Annotated in this window: 12 protein-coding genes; 3 read left to right on the forward strand and 9 right to left on the reverse strand. The window is 72.8% G+C overall.

Features of this window, described 5'->3' with window-relative positions:
• Positions 1 to 12 precede the first annotated feature (12 nt).
• The 6 genes from ABT369_RS44830 to ABT369_RS44855 all read right to left on the reverse strand — a co-directional run bounded on the left by ABT369_RS44830 (position 13) and on the right by ABT369_RS44855 (position 9,827).
• Positions 13 to 474 carry a hypothetical protein gene (locus ABT369_RS44830; RefSeq protein ID WP_350622423.1) on the reverse strand — a complete coding sequence of 154 codons (462 nt, stop codon included), beginning with the start codon at positions 472 to 474 and terminating at the stop codon, positions 13 to 15.
• Entirely contained in the window at positions 471 to 4,757 is a 4,287-nt protein-coding gene (locus ABT369_RS44835; RefSeq protein ID WP_350622425.1) for a CHAT domain-containing protein, read from the reverse strand. The genes ABT369_RS44830 and ABT369_RS44835 overlap by 4 nt, the downstream gene beginning before the upstream one ends.
• Before the next feature lie 86 nt (positions 4,758 to 4,843).
• Positions 4,844 to 5,773 carry a hypothetical protein gene (locus ABT369_RS44840; protein ID WP_350622427.1) on the reverse strand — a complete coding sequence of 310 codons (930 nt, stop codon included), beginning with the start codon at positions 5,771 to 5,773 and terminating at the stop codon, positions 4,844 to 4,846.
• 4 nt (positions 5,774 to 5,777) lie between these two features.
• Positions 5,778 to 6,281 (reverse strand): dihydrofolate reductase family protein, encoded by a 504-nt coding sequence (locus tag ABT369_RS44845; RefSeq protein ID WP_350622429.1) that lies wholly within the window; start codon positions 6,279 to 6,281, stop codon positions 5,778 to 5,780.
• 43 nt (positions 6,282 to 6,324) lie between these two features.
• Positions 6,325 to 7,677 carry an alpha,alpha-trehalose-phosphate synthase (UDP-forming) gene (locus ABT369_RS44850; protein ID WP_350622431.1) on the reverse strand — a complete coding sequence of 451 codons (1,353 nt, stop codon included), beginning with the start codon at positions 7,675 to 7,677 and terminating at the stop codon, positions 6,325 to 6,327.
• A gap of 125 nt (positions 7,678 to 7,802) precedes the next feature.
• Complete coding sequence (locus ABT369_RS44855; RefSeq protein WP_350622433.1) at positions 7,803 to 9,827, reverse strand: glycoside hydrolase family 6 protein; 2,025 nt, start codon at positions 9,825 to 9,827, stop codon at positions 7,803 to 7,805.
• A gap of 622 nt (positions 9,828 to 10,449) precedes the next feature.
• On the opposite strand from ABT369_RS44855, the gene ABT369_RS44860 reads away from it, so the two are divergent.
• Positions 10,450 to 12,882 carry a glycoside hydrolase family 32 protein gene (locus ABT369_RS44860; RefSeq protein ID WP_350622435.1) on the forward strand — a complete coding sequence of 811 codons (2,433 nt, stop codon included), beginning with the start codon at positions 10,450 to 10,452 and terminating at the stop codon, positions 12,880 to 12,882.
• A gap of 21 nt (positions 12,883 to 12,903) precedes the next feature.
• On the opposite strand, the gene ABT369_RS44865 is transcribed toward ABT369_RS44860, so the two are convergent.
• The 3 genes from ABT369_RS44865 to ABT369_RS44875 form a co-directional block, all read right to left on the reverse strand.
• Positions 12,904 to 13,137 (reverse strand): hypothetical protein, encoded by a 234-nt coding sequence (locus ABT369_RS44865; protein ID WP_350622437.1) that lies wholly within the window; start codon positions 13,135 to 13,137, stop codon positions 12,904 to 12,906.
• 82 nt (positions 13,138 to 13,219) lie between these two features.
• Complete coding sequence (locus ABT369_RS44870; protein WP_350622439.1) at positions 13,220 to 14,158, reverse strand: YhfZ family protein; 939 nt, start codon at positions 14,156 to 14,158, stop codon at positions 13,220 to 13,222.
• Positions 14,155 to 15,579, reverse strand: a complete 1,425-nt coding sequence (locus ABT369_RS44875) for an FAD-binding oxidoreductase (RefSeq protein ID WP_350622441.1) — start codon at positions 15,577 to 15,579, stop codon at positions 14,155 to 14,157. The genes ABT369_RS44870 and ABT369_RS44875 overlap by 4 nt, the downstream gene beginning before the upstream one ends.
• 166 nt (positions 15,580 to 15,745) lie before the next feature.
• Here ABT369_RS44875 and ABT369_RS44880 point away from each other — a divergent pair, with 166 nt between their 5' ends.
• On the forward strand, positions 15,746 to 16,513 hold the full coding sequence (locus ABT369_RS44880) for an ATP-binding cassette domain-containing protein (RefSeq protein WP_350622443.1): 768 nt from the start codon (positions 15,746 to 15,748) through the stop codon (positions 16,511 to 16,513).
• Positions 16,510 to 17,529: an ABC transporter permease gene (locus ABT369_RS44885; RefSeq protein ID WP_350622445.1), complete on the forward strand. Its 1,020-nt coding sequence runs from the start codon at positions 16,510 to 16,512 to the stop codon at positions 17,527 to 17,529. Before ABT369_RS44880 ends, ABT369_RS44885 begins: the two co-directional genes overlap by 4 nt.
• The last annotated feature ends 7 nt before the right edge of the window (positions 17,530 to 17,536 follow it).

Genomic DNA, 17,536 nt, shown 5'->3' on the forward strand with positions numbered 1-17,536 from the left:
GGTCATAGCCTGCTACGGGCGGTTCTGCCGGTAGTAGCTGAGCAGCTTGGCGACGAGGGCGGCCAGCGTGGAGTCGCGCATCGCGTGCTTGCGGATGTGCAGCTTCCAGCGTCCGTCCCTGTCGCGGGTGAGGTCGACGTCGGTCTGCAGGACGGCCACGACCAGCGCACCGACGAGCAGGCCGGTGGGGTCGAACCGGGTGGTGCCGGCCGGGATCGCGGCGGCGGCGGAGAGCGCGGGCGTGCCCTCCGGCGTGGTGGCGAGGTAGGCGAGCGCGGCGCGCGCGAGGTCGCCGTCGGTGACCGCGTCCCCGAAGTCGGCGGTGACGTCGGCGGCGGCCTCGCCGAGACGGTCGGCCGTCCGGCGCTGGTGAGCGAGGTCCGGCAGCGCGCTGGCGTAGTCGGCGACGAGCGCGAGCAGCCGCACGGCGTCGGTGTCGGGCAGGGCGGTCAGATCCGGCAGGGATGCGGTCACGTGGTCTCCTCGGCGTTGCGGGCGGCGTCGTTGAGGCGTTCGAGCACGGCGGCGGCGATGCGGGTGTCGGTCGGGTCCAGCCCGGCCAGGAGCTGCCGCGGGTCCCGGGCACCGGCGATGATGCGGTGCAGGACGCCGGCGAGGGAAGCCCACTCGTTGCGGGCGGCCAGCTCCTCGAGGAATCCGGAGATGCCGCCGCCGGCGGTCCCGTCGCCGCTGGCGGCGGCGGCCACGGCGGCAATGATGGCCGGCCACGGCTCGACGGTGGTCGGGTCGGTGCCGGCGGGCGGGATGCTGACGGGGCGCAGGGTGATCCGGCCGGCGAGCGCGTCCAGGGCCCGGGTGGCGATGGCGGTGTCGATCGGGTCGAGCCCGGGCAGCAGCCGGTCGGGGTCGCGCTCGCCGTCGAGGATCCGGCGCAGCACCGCGGCCAGGGACGCCCAGTCCTCGCGCCGCGCGAGCCCGGTGAGGATCGCGTCGATGGTCGCGGCGGCGTCCTGGTCACCGCGGACGGCGGCGACCAGCAGGGCGAGCTCCGGCTCCCACTCGTTGCGATGACGCTGCACGTCGTAGGCGTCGTCGGCCGGCAGGGTGCGGGCGGCGTCAAGCACGGTGGCGAGTGCGTGCGCGGCGACGCCGGGGTCGCTGGTGAGCGCGGCCGTCAGGGCGGCGAACCGGGCGCCCTCGACCCGCTCGACGGTGAGCGCCAGGTCCGCGACGGTGGCCGGGACCGCCGCGCCCGGGTGTTCCCGCATCTCGCGAGCGAGCGCCCGCACCGTGCCGGTGAACCCGTGGTGCTGCCCGATCAGACGGCGAATGGTGGCGGCCGCGATCCAGTGCGCGATCCGGTCGGCCGGGTCGGCGCCGGCGCGGACCAGGTAGCCGGCCAGGTTGTTGTGCGACATGGCGATCGCGTCGGGGAACGGGCTGGCGTACGTGAGACGGAGGGCGGCGTACTCGAGCTCGACCGCCTGATCGTGACGGCCGCGCCGGTTCGCCAGGTCGGCCCGGCCGCCGAAGACCCGGGCCAGGCCCACGATGTCCTGGTAGTCCTCGAAGACCTGCTGGCAGGACGTCAGCAGCAGCTCCGCCTCGTCCAACCGGCCCAGCCGGATCAGCGACGAGTACTCGTTGAACCTGACGACGGTGACCGCGTGGTCGCCGGCGCCCCGGGCCCGCATGCTGGCGAGCTGTTCGGCGCTGAAGTCCAGCGCCTCCTGCCAGTGCCCCAGCGAGGCGGCGGCCGCGACGCCGAGGTTGAGCAGGCCCTCCCGCACCGTGAACGGGTTGACGGTCTCGTTCGCGCCCTTCTGCTCCGGGAGCCGGGCCATGTCGGCGACGAGGCGGCGGGCCTCGGTGAGCACCTCCTCCGGCTGGCCCATCAGATACGCGATCTGCAACCGCTGCCCCTGGACCGACAGCCGGGTCCACGGCCCCAGCCCGGCCCGCTCGGCGATCTCGACCTTGCGGTCGGCGAGCTCGAGCGCCTCCTGCAGCCGCCCGGAGTCGCGCAGCAGGTTGACCAGCTCCCCCGCGATGGCGCTGGCGGTTCGATGGTCCTCGGCCGCGACCGCCCGCTCCAGCCCGGCCCGCACCAGCCGCTCACCGGCCGCGGCGTCGATGCGGCCGGTCGCGCGGCCCAGCGTGGCGATGTCGTCCGGTGCCCCGGTGGCGTCCGCGACGCGGCGCAGGTAGGCGACCGCCACCTGCGCGACACCCGCCGTCTCGTCGCGCATCAGGGCCAGCTCCACCACCCAGGCGGCGGTGTCCCAGTCGGCGAGCCGGAGCAGGTACGGGGCGGCGGCGAGCCCGGCCCGCACCACGGTCGCGGTGTCCTCGCCGCCCTCCCGCCCGATCTGCGCGCGGATCAGCCCGGTCCAGAAGCCGGAGAGCACGGTGTCGACGGCGGTGCGGACCCCGTCCGGGGTCAGCGCCCGCACCGTCTCCGCGACACCGGGATGCAGCCCGTATCGCCACCCCACCCGGTCGGCCCCGCCCGGGGGCGGGGCGAGCTCGCGCTGCTCGACCAGCGCCGCGGCCAGCAGCGGGGCCGCCGCGGCGCCGAAGTCCTCGCCGGGGCCGGCCAGCCCCAGCACCTGATGCAGCCCGGCCCACGCGAGGTCGGCCAGGATCAGCAGCCGGTCGTCCTCTTCCATGCCGGCCAGCAGCTGCAGGAGCAACCGGGCGTCGTCGGGCAGGGTCTGCATGGCGCTGGTGGTCCACGAGGCGAGCACCCGCGTGAAGCCGCTGTCGTTCAGGGTGGACTCGCCCCGGGCGAAGAACGCCGCGAGCGGCTGCCCTCCGGCGGCGTCCTCGGCCGCCTCCAGGTGCGCGGCCAGCGTCGCCTCGTCCGCCGCCGCGCGGTCCGCCAGCTCCAGCAGCTTGGGATGGCCCTGGACCAGTTGCAGCACCCGGCGGACCCGGCCGCGGTCCGCGTCGACCTGGACCGGGCTCGCGCGTTCCGGGCCGGGCTCGGCGTGCAGCAGCCGCCGCAGGTTCGGCAGCTCCCGGGCCAGCAGCACCGTCTCGTCGCGGGACAGGGCGTGCACCGGCTCCACCAGCATCCCGGACAGTCCCGCGGGCACGACGCGGCTGGTCAGCACCAGCCGCGAGAGGCCGCCGTGCCCGGACAGCACCTCCATCAGGTCGGCCCAGCGCGGGTCCCGCCACCCACCGTCCGGGGTCAGCAACGTCTCGAGGTTGTCCAGGACCACCAGGAGCCCGTTGGTGCGCAGCAGTGCCCGCAGCTGGGGCAGGAACCGGGCCAGGCCGTCCGCGGTGCCGACCTTGTCCACCATCGCGAACCCGCGCTCGGCCAGCTGGTTTTCCAGTGCCAGGGCGAGGCTGGTCAGGGCGGTGGGCCACTCCTCGTCCCGCAGCGGCGCCCGCCACCACACCGGCTGGTCGAAACGATCCTGATGCCGGTACGCCACCTCCAGCGCGCACCACGTCTTGCCCCCGCCGGCCATCCCGTGGAACAGCACCCCGCCGCGGTCGCTGTCGCTGGCCAGCGACCGGCTGGCCCGCGCCATCGGGCCCGTGCGGCCGACGAACCGGGCCGGCTCGTCCGGGAACGCCGCCATCCGCACCTCGGCCGGATCGAGCGGCGGGCGGCCACGCGGCGGCGCCAGGAGCAGTCCGCCGGCCGGGCCGAGCAGCGTCGGGGTCGCGATCGACAGCGCCGGCCGCGCCGGGGACGCCTGCGCACCCGCCGCCACCGGCAGCGCCCGCCGCAGCGCCGCGTCCACCGCGAGATCCAGGTCGAACAGGCCCTCGTACAACGACGACGTCAAGGCGATCGCGAAGTCGTCCACCACCGGATACCGCATCGCCACCACCGCACACCCGACCCGGCTGGCCACCATCCGCGCCAGGCCCGTCACCACCTCGGCCCCGTCCGCCTCCGCGTCCGCCGTCGCCTGCGCCGCGTCGGCCGCCTCGTCCAGCCGCAGCCATCGCAGGGTCTCCGCCGTCGACGCCGCGGCCGACTGGCAGGCGGACAGCACGACCAGCCGCAGCCGGCCCCGCGCCGCGGCCAGAACCTTCACCAGCTCCCCGGCCTCCACCGGGTCGGCGCCCCCGTCCGCCGTTTCGAGCAGCACCATCCCGGAGCCGCCGTGCCCGGACAGGTGCACCACGTCCGGGCCGCCACCCGCGGCCACCCGCCGCTCGAGCAGTTCCCGGGTCACCCCGTACTGCAGCACCTCCAGCTCGACCATCCGCCGCGACCGCGCCGCCAGGGCCCGCACCTGCTGCACCAGCTCGTACCGCTCCCGCCGCAGCGCCAGCGCCGTGCTCTGCGTCGGCAGGCTGAACACCGCCACCATCCGCAGCCGATCCGCCCCGGCCGCACGAGCGACCGGCGGGCCGCCGACGTCGAAGACCAGGCTCACGTCACCGCGCCGGGCCAGTGGCACACCACCCACGTGCGCCAGCTCCAGCGGCGCGTACACCAGGAAGTCGGCCTCGGCCGGCACGCGCACCCGCACGGTCACCGGCGCCGCGGCGAGGATCCGGGCCGCGATCGACGGTCCGAGGACACGCTCGCCGATCCACGCGCCCAGCCGGTCGACGAGCGCCGCCTCCGACTCGACCCGCCGGTCGGGCTCCGCGTTCCATCGCAGGAAGCGCGGCAGGTCCCGGAACGCCTCGACCTCGCGGCCGTCCCGCTCCTCGAAGCTCACCGTGTGGTCGGCCAGCGGGGTGCGGGTCGCCTCGTCGGACAGTAGCCACCGCCACCGCGACCGGCCCGTCACGGTCACGGCCTCCAGCAGCAGTCCCACGCCCCGAACCCCCATCCAGCCGCGTCACCGGAACCGACGGTAATCGCGAGGCCACCGGAACGGCACCACCGAACGGACAGCCGCGGTCAGAGCGACTGGTCGATCTCCGCGGCCAGCGCGGCACTGCCCTGGCGCAGGGCCGTGCCCGACGGCGTCGTGAACAGGAGGCGGTGACAGCCGTCCAGCTCGGCGTACACCTCGCCGCCGACGCCGTCCGGGGCGCGGAACAGCGCGAAGCGGCTCGCGTGCGCGGGGCACGGCACCGCCGGGCCGGCCGCCAGCAGCTTCGCGCGCAGGGCGGTCCAGCGGGCCTCAGGCAGCAGGCCGCCCCGGGCGAAGTCGCCGGCCGGCTTGCCACTGCCCTGTTCCGACGCCGGCACGGTGTACACGCACAGCCGCACCGGGCCCTGTGACGCGTCCGCCGCGCCGGTCGGCGGGGCCGAGTCGGCCGCGACCGCGCCGGCCATGTCGCTCCACCCCTGCTCGCACCCGCTCTTCGCCGCGGCCGAGGACTTCATCTCGCCCAGCACCGTTGTGCGGACCGTCGTCAGGGTCAGGTGCTCCAGCGCGTCGCGCACCTCGATGCGGGGCTTGCCGCACGCGTCCGCGGCCACGCCCGGGCGCAGCCAGCGGCCCTGCGCGTCGAGGACCGCGAACCAGACCACGCCGACGAGGCTCAGGTCGCAGGCCTCGGCGGTCCGCGGCGCGCTCGGCAGGCTCAGGGCCGCGGTCAGGGCGGCGACGTCGGAGCCGCGGCGTTCGCGGCGCACCTGGTCCTCGCCGCCGTCGTCGCGGGTCTGCAGGCCGTCCGCGCAGACGATCACCTCGGCGGGGACGAAGCCGGTGGGGAGCCGGGGCAGGCCGAGCGCATCCGTGGGGTCGCCCTCGCCGGCCGGGCACGCCACCCAGGCCGGGTGAATCTCGGGCGGCGCGGCCGGCGGTGCCGGGGCGGTCGGCGGGCGGGCGCAGGCGGCGAGCACGAGCAGGGCGACGGCGAGGACGGCGGCGCTTCGCATGGCCCTACGACGCGGCGGGCGCTCCCGCGGTTCCCGGGCGGTAGTCGAGCAGGACCAGGCGGCCGTCGAGGACCCGGGACTCGGCGAGCTCGTAGCCCGCGCGGGGCAGCTCGATGTGCTCGCGGCCGTCGGCGCCCATGGTCACCGGGAACACCATCAGCCGCAGGTGGTCCACCAGGCCCGCCGCCAGGAGCCCGGCCACCAGCCGCAGGCTGCCGATGGTGCGGATCGGGCCGTCCGAGCCGGCCTTGAACGCGGTGACCGCCCGGGCCAGGTCGCCGCTGAGCAGCCGCGCGGAGCCGGCGGAGGTGAGCGTGTTGGAGTAGACCGCGGCGGCCAGGCCCGGGAAGGCCTCGTAGGTGTTGCGGCCCATGAGGATGCGGTAGTCGCCCGCCGAGGCGATCCAGGCCTGCAGATCCGGGCCGTCGTAGCCGAAGAAGGCCTCGGTGTTGTCGCCGGCCGCGTAGCCGTCGGCGCTCACGAACAGGTCGCAGGTCAGCTCGGCCACGCCAACACCCTAGCCCCGGCGCCCGGCCTCGGCGCGGCGTGACTCACCCGAGCGTTTCGAGGAACGCGCGGGCCCACCGGTCGACGTCGTGTGCCAGCACCTGCTCGCGCATCCGGCGCATCCGCCCGGCCAGGTCCGCGGGGCCGGCCGCGATCGCCGCGGCGATGCCGCGCTTGAGGTCGTCGACGTCGTACGGGTTCACCGAGAACGCGCCGCCGGACGCCTCGCTCAGCTCCGAGTGGGCGCCGGTGAACTCGCTGAGCACCAGCGCGCCGCCCTCGTCCCGGCGGGCGGCCACGTACTCCTTGGCCACCAGGTTCATCCCGTCGCGCAGCGGGGTGACGAGCATGATGTCGGCGGCGAGGTAGAGCGCGACCAGCTCGGCCCGGGTCCGCGTCTGGAACAGGTAGTGCAGCGGCACCCGGCCGACGTCGCCGAACTCCCCGTTGATCCGGCCCACCTCGCGCTCGACCCGCTCGCGCAGCTGCCGGTACTGCTCGACCCGCATCCGGCTCGGCGTGGCGACCTGCACCAGGACTGCCTCGTCGTTGGTGATGGTGCCGTCGGCGAGCAGCTCGCCGTAGGCCTCGATGCGCTGGTCGATGCCCTTGGTGTAGTCGAGCCGGTCGACGCCGAGCAGCAGCAGCCGGCGGTCGCCGCCGAGGTCCTTGCGCAGCCGCCGGGCATCGTCCTGGACGGCGGGGTCGGCCGCCAGCGTCTCGATCTCGGCCACGTCGATCGAGATCGGGAACGCCCGGGCCGTGACCGTGCGCCCCTCGTACTCCACCCGCTCACCCTCCGGGTGCAGCCCGAGCAGCTGCGCGGTGAGGCGCAGGAAGTTCTGCGCGGCGAGCGTCTGCTGAAAGCCCACCAGGTCCGCCCCGAGCATCCCGCGCAGGAACTCGGCCCGCCGCGGCAGCTGCATGAACAGCTCGACCGGCGGGAAGGGGATGTGCAGGAAGAACCCGATGCGCAGGTCGGGCCGCAGCTCGCGCAGCATCCCGGGCACGAGCAGCAGCTGGTAGTCGTGCACCCAGACCGTCGCCCCCTGCGCCGAGGCGGCCGCGGCGGCCTCGGCAAAGCGCCGGTTGACCTGCTCGTACGCCACCCGCCAGGCCCGCCGGTGCACGGGCGGCTCGACGCTGTCGTGGAACAGCGGCCAGATCGTCGAGTTGGACTGCCCCTCGTAGTACCGGTCCACGTCGTCGCCGCTGAGCTCGACGGGGTGAATGCGCACGCCCTCGTGCTCGAACGGCTCGGGCCGATCGTCGGGCTCACCGGCCCAGCCCACCCAGGCCCCTCCCGAGCTGCGGGCGATCGGCTGCAAGGCGCTGACCAGGCCACCGGGGCTCGCGTCCACCGGCAGCCGGTTGGCCACCACCACGAAAGACGTCACGACTGCCCCTGTACCGCACGATCGCCCGCTGAAACGTCCGCACACGGGCGGAGGGCCCCCGGGTGACCGGGAGCCCTCCTGGACGTGCGGTGGAGCCGTGTGGCGTTTCGTGACGCCGCGGCCGGCTAGAGCGCCGGGTACGCGTTCTGCATCAGCTGCTGGAACTGCGCGGAGAACCACGCACCGGAGACCGGGGCGTTCGGCAGCGCGCCGCTCAGGCTGTTGCCGTTGCGGCCGTTACCCGTGTAGGTCGGGTCACACATGCGGTCGAAGCCCTTGCCACCCGGGTTGTTCGGGCCGGTCGGGACCAGCGAGCTGGAGCCGTCGGACTCGCCCGGGGGCTTGATCCACACGTAGGCGTCGATGCCGGCGGCCGGAGTCGCCCGCGGACGCTCGCCGAGGCCCGCACCGCTCTGGTTGCACCAGTTACCGGCGTGGATGCGCCGGTCGATGCGGGAGGCGTCGACGTAGGTGTTGATGTCGGTCGAGGTGCTCGCCGCGGTCGGCCGGGCCGAGCCGCCCCAGCCGTTGCGGGAGGTGTCGATCAGCATGCCGATGTTCGAGTTGAAGCCCTGCGAGACCAGCTGGTTGCGGAAGGCCTGCGCGAAGGTCAGCTCGTCGGTGTACTGGTTCCAGTCCACCCACTTCGACTGGCGGATGTTCTGGCCGCCGACCGTGGTCGTCGGCTGCACCCACGGCTCGGACAGGGCCGAGTAGTTCGCCGTGTTGGTGATGAAGCCGTCGACCGTGGCGACGCCACCGACAGCACCCTTGGCGGTGCTGGCGAACAGCGCGGCCGAGGGGTTGAAGTTGCTGTCCCAGCCGATCCAGCCGTGGTGCGCGGCGTCGATGTAGTTGTAGGTGTTCGTGCCCGCGGCGTGCAGCTTGCTCAGGGCGTACTGGATGCCCGTCACGTAGTTGCCGTTGGCCTTCATCGTCGCGCAGGCCGCCGTGGCACCGGCCTGGCCGTCCGCGTTGGTCACGAGGTTCGGCAGCGAGTCGATCTCGATGATGTTGATGATGCGGATGCCCGCGTACTTCGGGTTCGCCTCGATCGCGGCGATCGGGTCGATGTACTCGGTCTTGTAGCGGTCGATCTCGGTCGGGCCGAGCTCGCCGTTGGAGGCCAGCGCCGCGCAGTCACGGCCGGGCAGGTCGTAGATCACGAACTGCGCCGCCGTCGCGCCCTGGGCGATCGCGTTGTCCAGGTGCTTGGCCATGCTGGTGGTGTAGCCCGAGCCCGCCGGCGCCGTGATGGCGGCGATGGAGTCCAGCCAGACACCGGTGGGCTGGTTGGAGATCCGGCTGCCGCCGGACTCCGCGGCGGCCTTGGCCGACCAGTCCGGGTTCACGTAGACCTTGGCGCCCACGTAGGGGTTGTCCACGTGGGTGCCGTTGTTGCCGCCCCCGGTGGTCACGCTGATCGCCGCCGAGGAGCTGGTGGCGGTCTGGTTGGCCGCGGTGTACGCCTTCGCGCTCACCGTGTAGTTGCCGGCCGCGACGTTCGTCCAGCTGTAGGTGTACGGCGCGCTGGTGTCGGTGCCCAGCAGCGTCGTGCCGTTGTAGAACTCGACCTTGCTGATGGTGCTGCCGGTGACGCTCGCGTTGGCGGCCAGGCTGACCGTGGCCGGCGCGGTGAACGTCGAGCCGGTGGTCGGGCTGGTCAGCGTCACGCTCGGGATGCCGCTGGGGTTCGACGGCGAGGTCGACGGGGACGGCGACTGCGACGACGGGCCGCCGGTGGTGCCGCCCGTGCAGGCGGTGCCGTTGACCGTGAAGTTGGTCCCGGCCGGGTTGCTGCCGCTCCACGCACCCGTGAAGCCGAACGAGATCACGCCGTTGGTGGCGACGCTCCCGTTGTAGCTCAGGCTGGTGGCGTTGACGTGCACACCGGACTGGGTCTTGTTGGCGTTCCAGATCTGGGTGATCGTCTGCGAGCTGTTGCCGAAGTCCCAGCCGACGTTCCAGCTGGTGAGCGCGTCACCGAGGTTGGTGACGTCGACCTGGGCCTGGAACCCGCCCGGCCATGAGCCCACGATCGTGTACTTGGCCGAACACCCGGCTGCCGCGAACGCCTGATTGGCGACCACGACGGTACCGGCGGTCGCCACGACGGCGGCGGCCGATATGAGGGCGATCTTGCGCCTCATCGACTCTCCTAACATTGACGGGTCGGAATCGAGGTGCGATTACCGTCCGTACCGTCCCGGGACCGCGTCAAGGTGATCGTCGGCGAGGACCGCGTTTACCTCGTAAGTGCCTGGTAGCGGGCCTGAAACTTACGCCGGAAAGATCCGCCGGGACGCCCGGGAGGGGTGGCGGCGTGGAGCCCTCGGAAGATCAGCTTTCGCCAGAACGCCCGTCTCCCCACGTGAGGGCTCCACGTGGCTGAGGATGCTGCCACGAATCGCCGGACCCGGAAATGTCGATCAAGCCCCCCGCGGGGCGGCCCCCGGGACTTTGGAGATCCATCGATGGCTGACAACGGCTCTCCCAGTCGAAGCGCTTCCGGGCCCGATGACGAGCGCCATGAAAGTTACGCAGCGCTGTCCCGGGGCCGTCCCGAGGCCGTCCCGCGGGCGCCCAGCCGCCGGCGCCGGGGGCGGGCCGGCCGCTCTTCGCGCCAAACATATTGACCGCCGTCGCAGTAAGGCGAAGACTGACAACGTTGACGTCCCAGTCCGCGGCTTATGACCGCGGCTCCAGCGGGCCGGTTTTGACAACGTTGTCAAAGCGCGGTTCGCGATTCCGGCCGCCACCGGGAGGGCCATCATGAGAAGACGCCTGCTGTCCTGTGCCGCCGGGCTGCTGCTGGCCGTGGCCGCGCTCGTCGCGCTGCCGCCCGCCGCCGCCTCCGCCGGCACCGTCGCCGACTATCCCGAGTTCCCCTATCCGGCCACCGCGTACGACGAGCCGCTGCGCGGCCAGTACCACTTCAGCCCGCGCGCCGGCTGGATGAACGACCCGAACGGCATGGTCTACTACCGCGGCACCTACCACCTGTTCTTCCAGCACAACCCGCACGGCCTGGCCTGGGACACCATGCACTGGGGCCACGCCACGAGCCCCGACATGGTCCACTGGACCCAGCGCCCGATCGCCCTCGAGCCCGGCGTGCACCCCGGCGACCTGTGGTCCGGCAACGGTGTCGTCGACACCGCGAACGTCACCGGGCTCAAGAGCGGCGACGACGACCCGATCCTCGTGTTCGCGGGCACCAACGGCGTCACCGTGCACTACAGCACCGACGGCGCCAGGACGTTCCAGAGCTTCGACCACGGGCGCAAGGTCGCCGTGCCGAGCGGGACGAGCCGCGACCCGCACGTGTTCTGGCACGCCGCCTCGAACCGGTGGGTGATGGTCGTCTGGAACGACGGCAGGGGCAATACCGACGGCGGGGGCAATGGCGCCTCGTTCTACACCTCGGCGAACCTGCTCGACTGGACCTTCGCGAGCCGCTTCCCGGCCGGCTGGTTCTTCGAGTGCCCGGACATGTTCCCGCTGGCCGTGGACGGGAACCCGGCGAACCAGAAATGGGTGCTCACCGACGCCTCGGGCGAGTACGTCATCGGCAGCTTCGACGGCACGACGTTCCGCTCCGACTGGTCGTCGCCGCAGCGGATGGACATGGGCGCGAACACCGCCGACGGCACGTTCTACGCGGGGCAGACCTTCACCGGGGTCCCCGACGGGCGGCGCATCCAGATGAGCTGGCAGCCCGGCAACCACGGCAGCACCTGGACCGGCGACCAGACCTTCCCGGCGGAGCTGGCGCTCAGGACGTTCCCCGAGGGCGTGCGCCTGACCCGCAACCCGATCGGCGAGATCTCCACCCTGCGCTCCGGCGGAGTGTCCTACGCGAACCGGGCCGTCGGCGCGGGCAGCCCGCTCGCGGTCGCGACCGCGGACACGTACGAGGTGACCGCCGAGTTCGACGTCAACGGCGCCACCGCGAGCGCGTTCGGCCTGCGGCTGCACACCCGCGCCGACGGCTCCTACGACCGGTCCGTCGGCTACGACCGGGCGGCGCAGACGTTGTACGGCCGGGCCCTGGCGCCCGTGAACGGCCGGGTCAAGATGCGCGTGCTGGTCGACCGCGGGCAGCTGGAGGTGTTCGGCAACGACGGCCGGCTCTCGGTCAGCGACAACGTCGGCTTCAACTCCGCGTCAACAAGCCAGGGCATCCAGGTGTACGCCGAGGGCGGCACCGTGAACCTGGTGTCCCTGCAGTTCTACCGCCTGGGCAAGGCCTGGGGCACCGCCGAGTCCACACTGGACAGCAACCTGGCCGGTCCCTGGAGCGCCGCCGGCGGCACGTGGACCGACACCGCCGGCGGCAAACAGGGCACCGCGACGGGCGACGCGTTCTACCTCAGCGGTACGACCGCCGCCGACTTCACCTACGAGGGCGACGTCAAGATCGTCAGCGGAACCGCCGCCGCCCTGACGTTCCGCGCCAGCGCCGACGGCACCCAGCACTACACCGCGAACATCGACACCACCGGCGTGGTCAAGCTATGGCGCCCGGGCCGCGAGATCGCCACCTACGCGACCCCGATCGCGACGGGCCGCTTCTACCACCTCAAGGTCGTGACGACGGGTTCGCGGATCCGCGTGTACCTCGACCACGGCGCCGGTCCCGTGATCGACGCCACGGACACGACGTACACCTCGGGGCGCCTGGGCCTGAACGTCTTCCACGGCACCGCGGTCCTGGCCGGCCCGACCCTGAACGGCGTGGGCCTGCGCACCAACCTGGCCGGCCCCTGGCACCCGGCCGCGGGCACCTGGACCGTGCCGGGCACCGGCCTGAAGGGCAACGCGGCCGGCGACGCGTTCTACCTCAGCGCCTCGGCGGCCGCGGACCTGACCTACGAGGGCGACGTGCGCGTCGTCAACGGCGTGGCCGCGGCCCTGACCTTCCGCGCGAGCGCCGACGGCACCCAGCACTACACCGCGAACATCGACACCGGCGGCCTGGTGAAGCTGTGGCGCCCCGGGCGCGACATCGCCGTCTCCGCGACCCCGATCCTGGAGGGCCGCACGTACCACCTCAAGGTCGTCGCCCGCGGGCCGAGCATCGCCGTGTACCTCAACGGCACCAAGGTGATCGACGCCTCGGACGGCACGTACGGCTCGGGCTCCGTGGGCGTGAACACCTACAACGGCACCGCCACGTTCCAGAACCTCACCCTGTCCGCGTAGCGGGCGCTCGGCCCGGCGCCGTCAGGTCCTCGGGCGGCCCGGGCGGCCGAGGCGCAGCGGGACACCGAGGGCGATCGCCAGCAGCGCGGTGGCGAGCGGCCCGCTGCGGTCGCGACCGGTGGTGGCGAGCGTCGTGGTGCCGCTCGCACCGGCGGCCGTGACCGTGACGGCCAGTTGCATGCTGCGCGTGGTGCCGCCCGGGGCGACGCCGAGGGCGACGACGTCGTGCGGCCGGCACCCCTCCACGTCGGCCAATTCCCGGGTGACCTTCAACGAGATCCACGCGCATGCCGGTAGTCCGGCTGAGTCGGCCACCTTCATCTGGCTCGCGGAGCGTTCAGTGCAGGCGCAAGCTTCCGAGGTAGCCGTCGCTCGCGGCGGCCTTGAGCATCTTGTTCTGCCTGGCGGCGACGTCGGGCGGCCGCACGTGGCGGAGCAGGGCGTTGACGCCGGGGTCGAGGCCGCGGGTCACGATCGCCGCGGGTGAGATCTGGCGGACCACCTCACGGCCGGCCGTCGTGGCGAGCGGGCCGAGCCGCAGCCCAGCGAGCTCCGGCGGGATCACCGTCGGCATGGAGTGCCAGACGGCTGCGTCCACGTCGCCGGCCAGGACGGCCGCCGGTGCGAGGACGAACGGGCACTCGACGTATTCGGGCTGCCGATCGCGGAACTCGGCCTCGCTGAGCCGCTGGTGGTCGTACGAGTTGCGGTCGATGCCCACCCGCAGCGGTGTGCGCGGCGCGCGGGTGGCGTGCTCGACGACGACGAGCGAGCCGTTGGAGTAGAAGGTCCCCGGGCCGAGGTCGAGGCCGGTCAGGCCTGGCAGGTTCTCCCGGTGCCGGGCCAGCGCGCCGGCCGACGTGACGGTGGCGTGGACCCGCTCGTGGTAGACGTCCTCGAGCCGGGTGAGCGCGCCGGGCCGGAAGCTGACGACGACGGAGACGCCCACCGCGTGCAGGGCGTCCTGGAGGACGTCGAGGATGCCCTGTTGCTCCAGCGGCCCCTGCGGCGGCAGGACCATGCGGAAGTTGCCGAGCCCGGCCGTGTTCCACAGCTGCCCGACGTCGCGGCTGACCACGACGGTGCCCTGGTGTCCGCGGGCGGTCAGTGTGACCGCACCGGTGTCCTGCAGGGTGCGCAGCGCCTTGACCACGGTGCCGGTGCCGGCGCCGGTGCTGGCCTGCATCTCCTGCACGGTCGGGATGCGCTGGCCGACCTCCCGGGTCAGCAGTAACCGGGCGACGTAGGCGCGGACGTCGGGTTTCGAGGACGTCAAGGCCGCGGTCCGAATCCGAGTTTGCCGGGGTTGAGCAGCTGCGCGCGGTCGAGGCTCTCCTTCAGCCTGCGCAGCACCGGGAAGCCGGTGCCGAGCGACTCCTCGACCCAGGCCTGACGGGCCAGGCCACCGCCGTGGTGGTGGGAGATTTCGCCGTCGTGGGCGACGACGACCTTCATGGCGCGCGCCCAGATCTCCTGCAGCCGGCTCAGCGCGGTCTCGTCGTCGGGCGCACGGCCGAGCAGGATGACGTACAGCGACGATCCCTGCTCGTAGACGTGGGAGAAGTGCCCGAGGACCTCGCCGGCCAGTGGCGCCAGCTCGTGCTTCAGTTCGGCGTACATCGGCGCGAGACGACTCCAGACGTTGGCCACCTCGACCGTCTCCGCGTATCCGCCGTGCTCGGCGAGCAGGCGCTCCACGGTGGAGAAGTCGAAGCGGCGCTCGAGCCAGGCGTTGACCGGTGCCGCCCCCATGCTCGTCCCTCCCAGCGACTCGACGATCGTCGTAGCAGCGGCGTGCTCGGCGACGGCGACGGCGGTCATGCCTTCATGCCCAAGGAACAATACCGGTCCGGGGGCCGGCATGCCGGGCACCGCGTGTGCCGCCTCGTCCCGATCGTAGAAACGGACCAGGAACGGCCGAAGGCCCGCCTGGCTGACGTGTCGCATTGCCGCCAGCCCGGCCTCGACGTCCGGCAGCGTGAACGCCTCGACGATCCGGTGCTCGGGCAGCGCGTACACCTTGAGCGTGACCCGGGTGACGATGCCCAGGGTGCCCTCGGAGCCGATGAAGAGCTGCTTGAGATCGGGCCCGGTGGCGGAGCGCGGGCGCTGGCCGAGGTCCGCGACGGTCCCGTCGGCGAGCACCACCTGACAGCCCACGAGCAGCTGCTCGATGCCGCCGTAGCGGGAGGAGAACTGGCCGGTGGCACGGGTGGCGACCCAGCCGCCGACGGTGGAGCGGCCGAGCGACTGCGGGAAGTGGTTCAGGGTGCGGCCGCGCTCGTTGAGCCAGGCCTCGAGGTCGCTGCCGCGCAGCCCGGCTGCGACCGTCACCGTCCGGTCGGTCTCGTTGAGCTCCGGCTCGGTGACGTACCCGGACAGATCCAGCACGATGCCGCCGCGCACCGGCAGCGGCTGGCCGGTCACCGAGGACCCCAGGCCCCACGCGGTGACCGGTGTGCCGGTCGCGGCGGCGATGCGCAGCGTCTCGACGACGTCGGACAGGCCGCGGGCGAGCACCACGGCGTCCGGCCGGTACGGATGGCGGCCGAGCTTCGCCCAGACCGTCGCGACCGGCCAGGTGTCGTGGCTGCGGGCATCGAGATCGGCGTCGTCGATGCGGACCGCGTCGGGGCCGAGTGACCGGCGCAGCGCGTCGATCACTGGGGAAAGGGGGTGGCTCGATGGGTCGGACATGCGCTCACTCAATCCTCAAAAAACTGAACTGTCAAGGACTGGGCGAGGTGCAATCTCGTGCTTGACACGCTCCGATCATCGCTCCTAGCCTCGGCTCAACAAACAGATTTCTGAATTTTCGCCGATGGTCCGACGGCCCGGCTCCCAGACGGGAAGGTGAGAAGCGGTGACAGCAACCCCACTGCTCGAGGCACGCGGGATCAGGAAACGGTTCGGCGCCGTGGAGGCCCTGCGCGGCGCCAGCTTCTCGGTGAACGCGGGCGAGGTGGTGGCGCTGATGGGAGACAACGGGGCCGGCAAGAGCACGCTGGTCAAGACGATCTGCGGCGTGCACGCACCCGACGAGGGCGAGATCTTGTTCCGCGGCCGGTCCATCGCCGGGCTCACACCGAGCCAGATCCACGGCCTCGGCATCGAGACCGTGTACCAGGACCTCGCGCTGGCCCCGGACCTGGACACCGCGGCCAACCTCTTCCTCGGCCGCGAAGAGCTCGCCCGGGGGGTGCTCGGCCGGCTCGGCGTGCTCGCCAAGCGCCGCATGGCCGACCGGACCCGCGAGGTGCTCGCCGAGCTCAAGGTGAACATCAAGGACCCGGCGGCGCCCGTTGCCACGCTTTCCGGGGGTCAGCAGCAGAGCGTCGCGGTGGCCCGGGCGGTCACGTGGGCCGACCAGCTGGTGCTCATGGACGAGCCGACGGCGGCGCTCGGGGTGCCGCAGACCCGCGCCGTGCTCGACCTGATCCGCCAGGTCCGCGACTCCGGCCGAGGCGTGGTGCTGATCAGCCACAGCCTGCCCGACGTGATGGCCGTCTCCGACCGCATCGAGGTGCTCCGGCTCGGGCGGCGCGTCGCGCGGCTCGTCACCAGGGACACCAACGAGCAGCAGGTCGTCGCCGCGATGACCGGCGCCTTCACGAGCGAGGACGCAGCATGACCACGACGGGCACCACAACCGAGGCGCCGGCCGGATCGCCGGTCCGCGGCCGCGGCCGCCGGCTGCTGCTCGGCTCGGCCACGGACATCACCGCGATCCTGCTGGTCATCGTGGTCATCTTCGGCGCTCTCAACCCGGGCGCGTTCCTGACCAGCGCCAACCTCATCAACGTGCTGATCAACGCGTCCCTGCTGATCGTGATGGCGGCCGGCGCGACATTCGTCCTGGTCGCCGGCGGCGTCGACCTGTCGGTCGGCTCGGTGCTCGTCTTCTCCGGCGTCATCGCGGGCAAGGTCATGGTCGCGATGGGCCCGCACGGCTGGGCCGCGAGCATCGCCGGCATCGCCGTCTCGCTGTTCGCCGGCGCGCTCTGGGGCGCGATCAACGGCATCGTCATCACCAAGCTGCGGGTACCGCCGCTGATCGCCACCCTCGGCTCGTTCGGCGCCGCGCAGGGCCTGGCCCAGATCGTCGCGGACGGCAACGATCTCAAGGACATCCCCAACGAGCTCATCGACACCCTCGGCGTCGGCCGGCTCCTCGGGCTGCCCTGGCTGGTCATCGTGGCGCTGCTCGTGGCACTGGCCGGCGGCGGCGTCCTCGCCTTCACGCGGTACGGCCGGCGCACCTACGCGATCGGCTCGAACCTCGAGGCCGCCCGCCGCGCCGGCATCAACGTCGACCGCCACCTCATCAGCGTCTACGCCCTGGCCGGCCTGCTGTCCGGCCTCGCCGGAATCATGAGCTACGCCGAGTTCGGCTCCACCACGCTCAGTGGGCACAGCACCGACAACCTCGCGGTGATCGCCGCGGTCGTCATCGGCGGCACCAGCCTCTTCGGCGGCATCGGCACGATGTGGGGAACCCTGGTCGGCACCATGATCCCCGCCGTCCTCGCCAACGGCCTGGTCATCGTCGGCCTCAACTCTTTCTGGCGGGACTTCACCGTCGGCGTCGTGCTGGTCGTCGCGGTCTACCTCGACCAACTCCGCCGCCGCTCCCGCACCAAACGCTAGCCCCTCG

The organism is Dactylosporangium sp. NPDC000244, from assembly GCF_040300725.1.
Taxonomy (GTDB): Bacteria; Actinomycetota; Actinomycetes; order Mycobacteriales; family Micromonosporaceae; genus Dactylosporangium.

What these genes read in the sequence shown, in the direction of transcription:
- ABT369_RS44885 (WP_350622445.1), top strand. Translation starts at nt 16,510, where the DNA reads ATGACCACGACGGGCACCACAACCGAGGCGCCGGCCGGATCGCCGGTC.
- ABT369_RS44860 (WP_350622435.1), top strand. Translation starts at nt 10,450, where the DNA reads ATGAGAAGACGCCTGCTGTCCTGTGCCGCCGGGCTGCTGCTGGCCGTG.
- ABT369_RS44875 (WP_350622441.1), bottom strand. Translation starts at nt 15,579, where the DNA reads ATGTCCGACCCATCGAGCCACCCCCTTTCCCCAGTGATCGACGCGCTG.
- ABT369_RS44840 (WP_350622427.1), bottom strand. Translation starts at nt 5,773, where the DNA reads ATGCGAAGCGCCGCCGTCCTCGCCGTCGCCCTGCTCGTGCTCGCCGCC.
- ABT369_RS44855 (WP_350622433.1), bottom strand. Translation starts at nt 9,827, where the DNA reads ATGAGGCGCAAGATCGCCCTCATATCGGCCGCCGCCGTCGTGGCGACC.